The organism is Chryseobacterium sp. CBSDS_008 (assembly GCF_049959325.1).
In the GTDB taxonomy this organism is placed as follows: domain Bacteria; phylum Bacteroidota; class Bacteroidia; order Flavobacteriales; family Weeksellaceae; genus Chryseobacterium.
In genome coordinates, this window is sequence record NZ_CP188202.1 from 4141978 (window position 1) to 4154770 (window position 12793).

At 36.4% G+C, this 12793-nt stretch carries 11 protein-coding genes; 4 read left to right on the top strand and 7 right to left on the bottom strand.

The window, feature by feature from the left end; translation table 11 throughout:
* The first annotated feature begins 194 nt into the window (after positions 1–194).
* From ACP3T3_RS18840 to ACP3T3_RS18850, 3 genes are all read left to right on the top strand, one after another.
* The gene (locus tag ACP3T3_RS18840) at positions 195–368 is read left to right on the top strand and encodes a bacteriocin-like protein (protein ID WP_426477280.1); all 174 of its coding nucleotides are present in this window, start codon (positions 195–197) and stop codon (positions 366–368) included.
* 89 nt (positions 369–457) lie between these two features.
* Positions 458–1255, top strand: coding sequence for a GLPGLI family protein (locus ACP3T3_RS18845; RefSeq protein WP_426477281.1), 798 nt, complete (start codon positions 458–460; stop codon positions 1253–1255).
* Positions 1256–1380: 125 nt separating this feature from the next.
* Positions 1381–2205 (top strand): GLPGLI family protein, encoded by an 825-nt coding sequence (locus ACP3T3_RS18850; protein ID WP_426477282.1) that lies wholly within the window; start codon positions 1381–1383, stop codon positions 2203–2205.
* 62 nt (positions 2206–2267) lie between these two features.
* Here the strand turns inward: ACP3T3_RS18850 and ACP3T3_RS18855 are convergent, their stop codons facing one another.
* The 7 genes from ACP3T3_RS18855 to glgP form a co-directional block, all read right to left on the bottom strand.
* Positions 2268–4397, bottom strand: a complete 2130-nt coding sequence (locus tag ACP3T3_RS18855) for a S9 family peptidase (protein ID WP_426477283.1) — start codon at positions 4395–4397, stop codon at positions 2268–2270.
* Between the two features lie 49 nt (positions 4398–4446).
* Positions 4447–5451, bottom strand: coding sequence for a formylglycine-generating enzyme family protein (locus ACP3T3_RS18860; RefSeq protein ID WP_426477284.1), 1005 nt, complete (start codon positions 5449–5451; stop codon positions 4447–4449).
* A gap of 131 nt (positions 5452–5582) precedes the next feature.
* The gene (locus ACP3T3_RS18865; RefSeq protein WP_426477285.1) at positions 5583–7193 is read right to left on the bottom strand and encodes a sulfatase; all 1611 of its coding nucleotides are present in this window, start codon (positions 7191–7193) and stop codon (positions 5583–5585) included.
* 15 nt (positions 7194–7208) lie between these two features.
* Positions 7209–8804 (bottom strand): sulfatase, encoded by a 1596-nt coding sequence (locus ACP3T3_RS18870; protein WP_426477286.1) that lies wholly within the window; start codon positions 8802–8804, stop codon positions 7209–7211.
* A 444-nt stretch (positions 8805–9248) separates the two neighbouring features.
* A complete protein-coding gene (locus ACP3T3_RS18875; RefSeq protein ID WP_426477287.1) occupies positions 9249–9434 on the bottom strand; it encodes a DUF6496 domain-containing protein in 186 nt (61 codons plus the stop codon).
* 12 nt (positions 9435–9446) lie between these two features.
* Positions 9447–9920: a hypothetical protein gene (locus tag ACP3T3_RS18880; RefSeq protein WP_426477288.1), complete on the bottom strand. Its 474-nt coding sequence runs from the start codon at positions 9918–9920 to the stop codon at positions 9447–9449.
* 73 nt (positions 9921–9993) lie between these two features.
* A complete protein-coding gene (gene glgP, locus ACP3T3_RS18885; protein WP_426477289.1) occupies positions 9994–11658 on the bottom strand; it encodes an alpha-glucan family phosphorylase in 1665 nt (554 codons plus the stop codon).
* 202 nt (positions 11659–11860) lie between these two features.
* Here glgP and ACP3T3_RS18890 point away from each other — a divergent pair, with 202 nt between their 5' ends.
* Complete coding sequence (locus ACP3T3_RS18890) at positions 11861–12658, top strand: hypothetical protein (protein ID WP_426477290.1); 798 nt, start codon at positions 11861–11863, stop codon at positions 12656–12658.
* Positions 12659–12793: the final 135 nt, after the last annotated feature.

Here is a 12793-nt window from a genome sequence, read left to right on the forward strand (position 1 = left end):
AATGATTAATGAAATGAATATAAAATTTTAAGTGTAAAGAGTGATTTATGTTGCTGGATTTAACTTGTACACAGAATATAAATAGTGTAAAAACGGGTTGTACACAAAATATGCAAGTTAATTTCTCTATAAAGTGATATTTGTTTTCTAGTTTCGAAACGTCAATAGTGACACATAATTAAAAAACATCTATTATGAAAAAATTAAAAAAGATTTCGAGAGAAAAATTAAAAAGTGTCCAAGGAGGCTTCAAAGATTTTTGTCAGCCGGGAGCTAATGATGTATGTGCACAATATGGATTAGAGTGTGGCTTTTGGTATACGGTACAGAATGGCGAGGTGGTTGAATCTCATAATGCTTGTATGTAATGATGTTAACCTGAATGATAGGTTTTTAAGAGATACAATTAGTATCTCTTTTTCTTTATTCTCTTATACTTAATACTACTTAAACTGTCATGAAAGTATTACTTTTTATCTTATTACTCATATCGAATATTTTAGCTGCACAGAATATTACTTTTATATATGAGCTTACCTTCAGAACTGAAAAAAAAGATGTAAAACAAGAATATTATTATCTGGATGTTCTGGGTAAGCAATCTGTTTTTAGATCAGAAAAAGCACGTGAGGCAGACTCATTAATGCAAAAAAATGGGTATTGGAATAGTCGTAAGCCTATTTTTGAAGATATATATTCTTTCAAAAACTTAATCAATAATAAAGTTTACAAAAGTGTCACACATCCTGCTATGTACGATTTATATTATATCAATATTAATGATCAATTAAACTGGAAAGTTCTATCTGATACAATGAAAGTTGATGCTGTGCAATGCCAGAAAGCTACAACACAGTATGGTGGGCGAAATTGGATTGCCTGGTTTGATCCTACAAGTCCAATACAAGAGGGACCCTATATATTTTATGGGCTTCCGGGATTAATTATTAAACTTTCAGATGAACAAAAGGATTTTGATTTTAATCTTATCAAAATTAAAAAGTCTGGTAAAAATAATATGTTCTATTTAAGAAAGGGAAAAGAAATAACCTGGGATGCATATAAGAAATTACAAATAGATTATTATAATGATCCATTAGCTGAAATAAAAATCAGAAATATTAAAACAAAAATTGGCGATGCCAATGGAAATCCTGTTAATATAAGTTTTAAAGAAATTACAGAAAGTATTCAGAATCAGATAAAAGGAGGTAACAATCCTATAGAATTGGATAAAGCGGTAAAATATCCTTAACCAATTAACTATGACTTATCCTTTTAATTAATATCTTTATCAATGACATGGAATACCCGGTTCAGTATGAATGAGCAGATCTGGAGTTCTTTATCCCGGAATTATTATCCGAAAATTAAATTGTTATGAAAAGCTTATTATTTATATTGCTGGGAACATGTATGATGTTCGCTCAGAACAACAGGTTCATCTATGAGGTGAAGTATAAGAGAGATTCAACCTCAAAAGATATCACCAGGGAAAATTATTATCTGGATATTACATCTGATGATATCGTCTATTACAATAGAGTCTATTATGTTAATGATTCTTTGTTTGCCGCTAAAAATCTGTATGGGTATAAAGGTTATAAGCTGACTTCATTTCTGATTAAAAAAAATAAAAGCAATGAATATCAGAACTATGAATATATAGGAGATGTGAATTTTTACAAAATTAACGAAAAGGCAGAGCAGAACTGGAAAATTTCAGATAGCACCAAAACATTCGGAGACTATCACGTTCAAAAAGCTGTAACGGAATTTGGGGGAAGAAGCTGGGTGGCATGGTTTTCCAAAGATATCCCGATTCCTTACGGGCCCTATAAATTTAATGGTTTACCCGGGCTTATTATGGAACTGTATGATATAAAGAAGGACTATCACTTCAAAGTCATTAAAAGTGAAAAAATCCAGGATTCATATAAACGGGTTTCGCTAGATAATTCTATTTCCCGGGCAATTCCTGTGGATCATGCTAAATTGAATAAATTGAGATTAGAATTGTATGACAACCCTTTCAAATATATTATGAATGGCAGGCTGGCCCTTACTGAGGGAAAGAAATTGCAACTTGATGATGGAACGATCCTTACAAAAGAGCAGCTAAAGCCTGCAGAAGCCAATGAAAGGAAAAAGTTAAAATCTTTTAATAATCCTATTGAGCTGGATAAGGCCGTAAGATATCCTTAATGAATATAAGTAAAATGCCCTTTCAGAACTCTGAAAGGGCGTTTTATTATAAAATTGACTGCTTATAAATTATTCAGGATAAAATCTGTCATTTTCTGATACAGCTGGGGTCTTGTCTGTCCGCCATTTATTCCGTGGTTTTTGTCCGGATAGGCCATGAAATCAAACTGTTTCTTGTTTTGAATCAAAGCTTCAGAAAACTCCATAGAATTCTGGAAATGAACGTTGTCATCAGCCGTTCCGTGAATCAGAAGGAATTTACCTTTCAACAGATTGGCATATTCTGTTGGTGAGTTTTTATCATATCCATCAGGGTTTTCCTGAGGAGTTCTCATGAACCTTTCCGTGTATACAGAATCATAATATCTCCAGTTGGTTACTGGTGCTACAGCAATTCCCACTTTGAAAACATCAGCTCCTTTCGTCATTGCCAGGCTGGTCATATAACCCCCGAAGCTCCATCCGAACATGCCGATTCTGCTTTTGTCAATATAAGATTGATTTCCGAACCACTTTGCTGCAGTGATCTGATCTTCAATTTCATACTTTCCTAAATTCATGTACGTTACCTTCTTGTATTTAGCTCCTTTATAACCGGTTCCACGTCCGTCTACACAAGCAACGATATATCCTTTTTGTACCAGGTGATTGAACCACATTGCATTTCCGTTATCCCAAGAGTTGGCAACCTGCTGAGATCCCGGCCCGGAATACTGGAACATAAATAAAGGGTACTTTTTATTCGGGTCGAAATTTTTAGGCTTCATAATCCAGGCATTCATCTGATCACCTACCGCATTGGGAATGGTGATGAATTCTTTTTCAACAAAATTATCAGCCTTTAACTTCTGCAGCTGATCGTTGTTGTTTTGAAGTTCTTTTACTGCTTTTCCGTTACTGTCCTTTAAAACATAAGTGTAAGGTCTTGATGCCGTAGAAGAGGTTTCAATAAAATAATTATAATTTTTGCTGAACTTGGCAGAGTTATTTCCTTCTGCATTTGAGATCAGCTGAGTTTTTCCGTTTTCAATATTTACTTTGGAAATCACTTTATTAATGCTTCCTTTTTCAGTTGTCTGAACATAAACTTCTTTGGATTTTGGATTAAATCCATAATAGTCAGTTACTTCCCAGTTCCCTTTTGTGATCTGTTTTTTAAGCTTGCCATCTTTGTCATACCAGTAAAGATGGCGGTTTCCATCTCTTTCAGAAGACCAAAGGAAAGAATCATCTTCAAGGAATTCAAGAGTAGGACTATCTGTATCTACCCATTTATCATCAGTTTCAGTAAATAATTTCTGAACTGCTCCTGTTTTGGTATTTACTTTTAAAATATCTGAAGCATTCTGGATTCTCTCGGAAGTAATTAAAACGATTTCATCAGATTTTGCAGTCTGGAATACATTCGGGATATAATAGTTTTTGAAAGAACCTAAGTTCAGCTGCATTGTTTTACCACTGTCAAGACGGTATAGCTGTGCTGAAACTACAGAATTTTTCTCACCTGCCTTCGGATATTTATAACGCATTTCAGTTGGATAAAGGGTTTTTCCATAGATCGGAATGTAAATTTCCGGAACCTGGCCTTCATCAGACTTTACAAATACAATGGCATCGGAATTCTTAGTCCACTCATATTGTCTTGCATGTCCGAATTCCTCTTCATATACCCAGTCTGCCAGGCCATTCAGAATTGAATTCTTTTTACCGTCTGTAGTAATTTGTATAATTTTTCCTGAAGTAAGATCCTGATAGAACAGGTTGTTATCAGAAATAAAGGCTACTTTCGTAGCATCCGGGGAAAATGTAGGCTCCTGAACCGGTTTACCTTCATTAAGACTGATTACTTTGCCGGATTTTAAATCTTTTACATCAAATTTTCCCAGAAAAGAGTGTCTGTAAATCGGCTTGCTTTCTATCTGTAAAAGGATTTTAGACTCATCATCCGAAAAGATATAGCTTTCAAACTTTCCATCCACAAGATTGCCTTCTTTCTGTGAAGTTTTGTAAGAATATTTTGCAATTCCTGATGGTTCAATCACAAGATAGTTCTCTCCGTTTTTCATAGAAGTAATCCCTGCGATTCCTTTCCCACGGTAATATCCTGAATATATTTTATCTAAGGTGATTTCCTGTGCCGACACATTTTGAAATACTACAGCTACAGTAAGAGTTAAAAGTAATTTTTTCATTTCTAACATTAATGGATTCCAAAGATAGTAATTTTATTAAATGTTTAAATTAATGAATAATATCTTGAACACATCTGAATCCGGTATGTTCCAGACTGGTATCAGGACTGCTTTTCATCCGCCGTGCTACCCTGTATCCACTGCAATAGCTGTCGTTACATAAAAAGCTTCCCCCACGCAGGCTGCGTTTTACACTATAGGGTTCCTGAGGGTCATAAGACCGGTCTGCCCCCTGAGGGTTTATAACGAGCTTTCCTTCAAGTTTTTTATAGTAATCATAATTGTATAAATCACTGCACCACTCCCAGACATTTCCAGCCATATCATACAGCCCGTATCCGTTGGCTTTATATGATTGTACAGGTGCAAGGGTAATATAACCGTCTTTCTTTTCATTAAGGTAGGGAAATTTTCCTTCCCAGCTGTTTGCTTTTGGGGCTCCTGTATTTATGGGTTGATTTCCCCATGGATAAATATTATTTTTTAATCCACCTCGTGCTGCAAATTCCCATTCTGCTTCTGTAGGCAAGCGTTTACCGGACCATTTGCAGTACGCCTGGGCATCATCCCAGCTTATATGCACTACGGGATAATTGTCTTTGCCTTCAATATTGCTTTTTGGCCCCTGGGGATGCTTCCAGTTAGCCCCTTTTATCCATCTCCACCATTGGCTGAAATCATTCAGATTTACTGGCTTAGCAGTAGGTTTAAACACTAATGATGCTGCTACCAGAAGACTGTCTGGAGGTTTGGGAGTTCCTTCGGGCAGGTTCTTTTTTAATTCATTCCAATCAGGTTTACGTTCTGCAGTTGTGATGTATCCTGTGGCATTGACAAACTTACGGAACTGTACATTCGTTACTTCCGTTATATCCATATAAAACGGAGACACTTTTACTTTATGTTTCGGATATTCATCTGCATCAGCCTGACTGTTATCACCTCCCATATCGAATTCGCCCCCGGGAATCAATACCATTCCTTCCAGAGAAGTTTTCCCGTTAAAGCTGACAGGAGAGGAATCTGCAGTTCCAAGTTTTTTCGGTACATTCATGCAGGTGTGTCCAGGTTTCTCTTTTTCCGGTAAGATTTTATTCTTATTGCAGGCATATAAACTTAACAGGCCTGTACATATAATTATCTTTATTAGGGAAAACATCATTTTATATGGATATTTACAGGGTTTTATGATTTAGGCTTACTATATCTCCATCCCTTTTGCAGCTGTAATGACAATTGGTTAACAAGTTTTTTAGAAGAAACCTCTTCGGCAATATTCACATTTTCATCAGGATCATTTTTATGATCATAGAGTTCCCTGGCCAGATAGGTTCCTGGCTTTTCAGTTTCTTTATTCCATTGGAACCACTCTACATACCTATACCGATCGGTGCGGATAGCGTATCCCATTCTTTCTATATGCTGTGCACCTCTGGTTTTCCCTCCGAATCTACCCAATAAAAACTGGCTGTAGGCTGCTGTTTTCCATGTACGGGCAGGGTCAGTAAGCAGAGGTTTCATACTGGTTCCCTGAAGATAGTCCGGAGCTTTTATTCCGGCCATATCGCATAAGGTAGGATAAATATCAACAAACTCTGTAAGGGCATCGCTTGATTTTCCTTTCGCTTTTACTCCAGCTCCGCTGATAATAAGCGGTACTCTGGTATCAATCTCATAGTTACTCTGCTTACACCAGCCGTTATGTTCTCCCAGTTTCCAGCCGTGGTCTCCCCACAACACAATAATGGTGTTCTCACTCAAACCCAATTCGTCAAGCGCTTTTAACAGTCTTCCTATCTGAGCGTCTGCGTAAGAAACAGATGCATAATACGCATGAAGAAGTTCCCGTTGCTTTTCTACATCATAAGGTTTTTCCGAAGGTAACGGCAGATCTGATCTGTCATTATAGGCTCTGAGTTCGGTATCACCATGTACGGCAAATTCAGGAGCATTTTCAGGCATGAATTGATTTTTCGCAAGAGGTATATCATTTCTGTTATATAAATCCCAGTATTTTTTTGGCGCATTAAATGGTAAATGCGGACGATAATATCCCACTGAAAAAAAGAAAGGCTTGTCTTTTCCTTTTAATTCTTTCAGCTTTTGAATAGCCATGGTTGTCTGTGCTCCATCATAATAAGCATCATCATTTACATCTGCCATTTCAACGGAATTGGCCTTTGTGTAGATAAATCCATAAGCATCTGGCTTGCTTTTGCCAATTTTCTGAAGAGTAAGCTCCTTTTCCTTCTGAATCATCTTATTTTTCTCCAGCTGATACACAGCGTCCGGATCAAAAGGATATCCGGCTACATGAAGTTCTTCATTCCAGGATATTTCATCAGGCAACGTATTATGAAAGGTTTTTCCGATACCTACCGTATAATATCCGTTATTCTTAAAAATCTGGGGAAGCGTTACTGCATCCGGCAGATTTTTCCTGAAATCTGTCTGCAGATCCCAGACACGAACGGAATCAGGTCTCAGCCCTGTAAGAAGACTTGCTCTCGAAGGATTACATACTGCCTGTTGACAATATGCCCGTTTAAAAACCACCCCTCTTGCTGCCAGCTTATCCATATTGGGCGTTTTTATAACGGTATTTCCGTAACAGCCCATTTCAGGTCTTAAATCATCAATAGGAATAAATAAGATATTAGGTCTTGACTGTTTTATATTGGATTGTATATTCTTTTTAGGTTTAGGATTGTCTTTATTAAAATTTCCTCCCCATACCACCATACAATTACAGAGTGATATAATGAATAATATTTTTATAAAAGTGTTTTTTTTCATCAGGAATAATTTTTTTTATTGATAAGAGCTGGTTGTTATCAGCTTGTTTTTTACTTCTTTCCATCCTTTCCTACGCTGATCCGAAAGCTTTTCGAGGATATCCTTGTTTTCAGGATAAAGAGCAATATTAAAATTCTCTTTGGGATCTGAAGTAAGATTATAAAGCTCCCGGGCCACACGCTCTCCGGGCTTTTTCGTCTCTTTATCCCAATAGTACCATTCTATCAGGTGATAGTCTTTGGTCACCATTGAATATCCCATGTAATTTTTTTTGTCAAGATGTATTCCTTCTCCGGCAGGGCGCAGGAACTGGCTGAATACGGCTCCTTTCCATTCAGCAGTTTTTTCATTCAGCAGTTTTTTAAAGCTCAGCCCCTGCAGGTAATTTGGTGTTTCTATTCCTGCAAGATCACAGAGGGTAGGATAAAGATCTACCATTTCTACCAGTTCATTGCTTTTATTGCCTGGATTTTTCATTCCCGGCGCATATACAATAAGCGGAACACGGGTATCATTTAAATAATTGGTCTGTTTGCCCCATGCATTATGCTCACCTAATTTCCAGCCGTGATCTCCCCATAGCACAATAATGGTATTATCCATCAGCTTTTGTTTTTCAAGCTCATCCACGAGTCGCCCAATACAGGCGTCAACATAGCTCACGGATGCATAATATCCATGCTTAAGTATTCTCGCTTCCTGTTCCGGCATTCTGAAGTAGGCAGGATGCTTCACGTATTCCAGGTCATAGCAGGCCGTCATCTCTCTTTGATTATACATTGCCATACTCGGTGCATTGAACGGAATAAAGCTGTTATCTGCCATAGGTATTTGCATAGGATCGTATAAATCCCAGTATTTTTTAGGAGCTACAAATGGTAAATGTGGTCTGAAATACCCTAGTGCCAGAAAGAAAGGTTTCTTTTTATTTTTAATACGGTTGATAGTCTTAATGGCAAGTGAGGTCTGAGCACCGTCATATAATGAATCGTCAGGACAGTTGGCAATTTCTACAGAACGCCCGTATGCCCAGCCGTCGCCATATCTTTTAGGATCTTTAGCCATTCTTTCTAATCTTTTGGCAGCAAGCTCAGCCTTCAGTTCTCCGCTGAAATAAAAAGATTCGGGATCCCTGTCTATCATATTTTTAGTGGTATATCCGTCAGGACGGAGATCCGGCTCACGAAAAGAGATAGAATCAGGCATATGGTTATGAAAAATCTTTCCGATGGACACCGTGTGGTAATTAAACTTCTCAAATTGCTGAGGAATGGTAACCACATCAGGATGTATTTTACGAAATTCTTCTCCCAGCACCCATACTTTGGTGGAATCCGGCCGTAAGCCTGTTAAGGCACTTGCTCTGGAAGGAGCACAAACAGCTACCTGGCAAAATGCATTTGTGAAAGTTGTACCTCTTTTTGCCAGTTTATCAATATTGGGGGTTTTAATGACTGAATTGCCATAAACTCCTAGTTCCGGCCTTAGGTCATCAACTACAATAAAGATTACATTGGGTCTGGATTTTTGTTGTGTTTGTCCCGCAAGTATACTAAACGGTAAAATCAACAGAAGAATACATACAGATTTTAAAGTTGAGATTCCAAACATATTAATTAGTTTTAAATAATCAGCCTTGTTAGAATGTTAGCTAAGTGTACTAGCAGAGAAAGATTTCCAAGGCTGATTGTTAATTAAACACTAGGCAAAGAAGGGCCTTGCCTATTCATACAACATTTGAAGATTCTTTTTCATCATTTGTGTTTATTTGAAAGAAATAAGAATAATGTTATGAATGATGCGAATTTGCAACAAAAAAGAATAAATACCTCAAAGTGATCTACATCAGATATACATCAATAGTGTAATGTTTTAATTTTCAATGAATTAAATATTTAACGCTGCTGCTAACGCTAAATATAAATTACATTTTAAAAAAAGATCAGCTTATTTTTCCGGTATTTTTTTATTTTTTCAGCTCTTCATTATTTGAAATTGGTGAGAATATAAGATAAAAAAAATCCGGAAAGAATTCTTTCCGGATGTATGAGTTCATTATTTTTTCTTTTTTTTCGGTACTTTCATACCTTCTTCTTTCGCTTCAGAAATACCTATTGCTACGGCTTGTTTTCTGCTTGTCACTTTCTTTCCGGAAGAAGATTTCAGTTTTCCTTCCTTGAATTCGTGCATAACTTTTCCTACTTTGTCCTGAGCTTTTTCTGAATATTTTGTTTTACTCATGATCAGAATTTTTTAAGATTTTGGCAGGGATACCCCTAATTCATAAACGCAGGCATGCTTCAAATACTTTGAACGCTCTCTGGATGTGACTGATTCAAAATGATCATTTTTGATCACAATAATCGGGTCTTCCGCATTTTCAATTTCAAAATTGGCTAAGTATCTTTCATCTGGTGGAGACTGCTGTTGTTTTGCTTTAATTTTCTGCAGTTCATCCGCATACTTTCTGAATCCCGGATCTGAGGAATGGATAAATTTATATTCATCGCCTGCATACACATAGTAATGAAGTTTTTTTTCTATCAAGCCCGCCTCATCGGTGATTTCAGGATTATCATTTCCATCTCTAAACACCACTTCCACCAATGTTCCTCCTTTTTTTTGAGCACATTCTTCAGCGTCATTAAAGCTTGAAAAACCTGTATAAACGATTTGGTCGTTCAATACATAACGGTTCAGTTTCTGGTTGTATGCATTCGTTTCCATAATTACTATTTGGTTTGATTATATATAATGACAATCAATTTTTTTGCCAAAAAGCGATTTGAAAAGCTTTTTTCTATTCCTGATTATTGTAGAGGATTCTGTAGTACTCATCCGCCATTCTGTCGCTGTTGAAATGATCTTTTACATCATTCATTGCATTGTGCTGGATTTTTCTCCACTGTTCAGGGTGGTCATAATAGGTTGGAAGGATTTCATTTTCAAGGATTTCGTATAATTTATTTAAATCATAATTGTCCTGTTCATAGATGCTCATATTCAGATAATCTGCTTTGGGAACTACGAAAGAGTTTTCTCTATGTCTGGCAAATTCCGGAATCCAGCCGTCATCTGTGGATAAATTGACAGAGCCGTTCATAGCAGCCGTCATACCTGAAGTGCCTGATGCTTCCCTTGGAACTCTCGGGTTATTAAGCCATACGTCAGAACCTTGTTTTAAAGACTTGCTTAAAGAGAGTTCATAACCTGTAAGAACAGCAATATTCTTATGGTTTTTACTTTCCTCAACCAATGTATTGAATGTAGAAATTGCAGAGTAGTCCATTGGGTATGGCTTTCCTGCCCAAATGATCTGTACCGGATATTTCGGATTGTTCAGCATTTTGTAGAACCTTTCTTTGTCATGCAAAAGAAGTTCGGCTCTTTTGTAGCCCGCAAATCTTCTTGCCCATACCATGGTGAAAATATTAGGGTTGAATAAATTCCCCGTCTGGTCTGCAACAATATTGAACAGCTTTTTCTTTAAATACTTTTTACGGAAATCGAAAGCCGTTGCATCATTTTCATCTTTTGCATTGTATAAAGGTTTATCTGACCAATATTTAAATTCCTGGGCGTTGGTGATAGAAGTGATTTCGCAGATTCCCGGATATTTGTTCCACATGGCTCTGGAAACTACACCATGGAGCTGGGAAACTCCATTGGCGATTCGGGCCATTCTTAATGCACAAAGAGAATGATTGAACCGGTCATCAGCAGATCCTTCAATCTTTTTTACTTCTTCCATGCTGTATCCCGAAAAATAAGACATATCATAACATAATCTGAAACTATGCTTTTCATTACCTGCTTCTTCAGGAGTATGCGTGGTGAAAACGAGTTTTTCTTTAACCTTATTAAGATCTCCGTTATATTTTTTCAGAAGATAAAAGGCTGCCGGAAGCCCATGAGCTTCATTAAGATGGTAGACATCTCTTTCAATATTCATTTCATCCAGTAATTTGGCTCCTCCTTTTCCCAATAAAATATATTGGGCAAGCTTGGTGGATTCATTGGCATCATATAATTTGTGACAGATCGTTTTGGAAACATGATCATTTTCCGGAACATCTGTGGAAAGAAAAAACATGGGTGCTGTATTGAAAATTTCAGGATCAAGGTACCATACTTTTACCCATACCGGGGCACTATGGATTTCGATTTGAAATTTTATTCCGGTGTCTTCAAGAAAACTGTACATCTTTCTTGTCCATACAGGTTGTAAAGTCTGATCGTGATTTCTCGCCTGATCATAATAACCGAACTTCCATAGGATACCGATTCCGATAAGGTCCTGCTTAAGATTATAGGCGCTTCTCATGTGAGATCCTGCCAGAAAACCAAGTCCTCCCGAATATATTTTCAGTACCTGCTCAAGGGCAAATTCCATTGAAAAATAGACGGCTTTTTTGGAATATTGAGGATTGATATTGTAGGGTATTTTGAAATTCCTAAAATCCATAAATGTGCGTTTGTGTTAGAAAAAGCAAAGGTATACATTATGAAAATAAACTTTACATTAATTAATCGATAAATTAATTTAAAAACTAAGTATTGAATTGTTTTTTTACTTATCTTTAAGAGTGTAAATTTATGATTATCAAAAACTTTTAATGATGAAAGCCCATGGCAGCATGTGTTCTTTAATTAAATAAAAAATTCACATGAAAAAGACGTTTTCTGAAGAAGATCTGATCAAGAATCTGAGTTTATATTATCTGAACAGGCATTTGAAAAAAAAGCCCATAGAGAAGTATCACCGTACCATAGACGAATCTCCGCTGCATGATCGTGAAAAGTACAGAAAAAAATCCGAGATCCTTCTTCTCAACTCTTTTATGCATCATTTCCCCGATGTTAAATTCGAGAACCTTACCTGCGAGAGTCCAGACTTTATCGCAAAATTAAACGACAAAAAAATCGGAATAGAACTGACAGAAGTGATCAATCATCTGGAAATGAAGAAAGTGGAAAGCACTTTGAATAAAATGTTCCGCCAGGCAGAAATATTATTAGAACAGGAAGACACCACGAAATATCGTGGTGTTTATTTTTTAGAATTCCACCCGGAAACTAAATTTGACAACCTGGAAGTACAGCAGGAAAATATCATCAGCATTTATAAGAGCATTAAAAAAAATAAAGCTACAGGCTGCGTAAAAAGTGTAAGAAAATCTTTCCACCGGAGAAATGTTTTTATCACCCATGAATACAACATGAATCTATTTGATGAACTCTGCTCGGAAAAAATCCTGGAACTCATTGAAAAGAAGAATGAAAAATTTCCTTATTATGATACTTCGGTAGATGAATGCTGGCTGGTAATTGTTTCCGATATGAATTCTATCGCTTCCCGATATACTTTTATCCAGGATAGAGAGCATCTGAGAGAAGTAAAAAGCCCTTTCCACAAAATATTTCACCTGGAAAATCTGTGTGGAAATATTACAAGTATAAAATAAAGTTAAAGGTTTGTTTGTATTGATTATTTCATGGATTAATTTAAAATAATGTAAATAATATTGACTTATTTGGCTTTTTAATTTGTAATAGTTTAAAATTATTTAGATTTTATTGTTTGTAATTAAAATATGGGT

Excerpts from the sequence above, each read along its gene's own strand:
- ACP3T3_RS18870 (WP_426477286.1), bottom strand. The coding sequence starts at position 8,804 with ATGTTTGGAATCTCAACTTTAAAATCTGTATGTATTCTTCTGTTGATT.
- ACP3T3_RS18875 (WP_426477287.1), bottom strand. The coding sequence starts at position 9,434 with ATGAGTAAAACAAAATATTCAGAAAAAGCTCAGGACAAAGTAGGAAAA.
- ACP3T3_RS18865 (WP_426477285.1), bottom strand. The coding sequence starts at position 7,193 with ATGAAAAAAAACACTTTTATAAAAATATTATTCATTATATCACTCTGT.
- ACP3T3_RS18880 (WP_426477288.1), bottom strand. The coding sequence starts at position 9,920 with ATGGAAACGAATGCATACAACCAGAAACTGAACCGTTATGTATTGAAC.
- glgP (WP_426477289.1), bottom strand. The coding sequence starts at position 11,658 with ATGGATTTTAGGAATTTCAAAATACCCTACAATATCAATCCTCAATAT.
- ACP3T3_RS18840 (WP_426477280.1), top strand. The coding sequence starts at position 195 with ATGAAAAAATTAAAAAAGATTTCGAGAGAAAAATTAAAAAGTGTCCAA.
- ACP3T3_RS18860 (WP_426477284.1), bottom strand. The coding sequence starts at position 5,451 with ATGAATGTACCGAAAAAACTTGGAACTGCAGATTCCTCTCCTGTCAGC.
- ACP3T3_RS18845 (WP_426477281.1), top strand. The coding sequence starts at position 458 with ATGAAAGTATTACTTTTTATCTTATTACTCATATCGAATATTTTAGCT.
- ACP3T3_RS18850 (WP_426477282.1), top strand. The coding sequence starts at position 1,381 with ATGAAAAGCTTATTATTTATATTGCTGGGAACATGTATGATGTTCGCT.
- ACP3T3_RS18855 (WP_426477283.1), bottom strand. The coding sequence starts at position 4,397 with ATGAAAAAATTACTTTTAACTCTTACTGTAGCTGTAGTATTTCAAAAT.
- ACP3T3_RS18890 (WP_426477290.1), top strand. The coding sequence starts at position 11,861 with ATGAAAAAGACGTTTTCTGAAGAAGATCTGATCAAGAATCTGAGTTTA.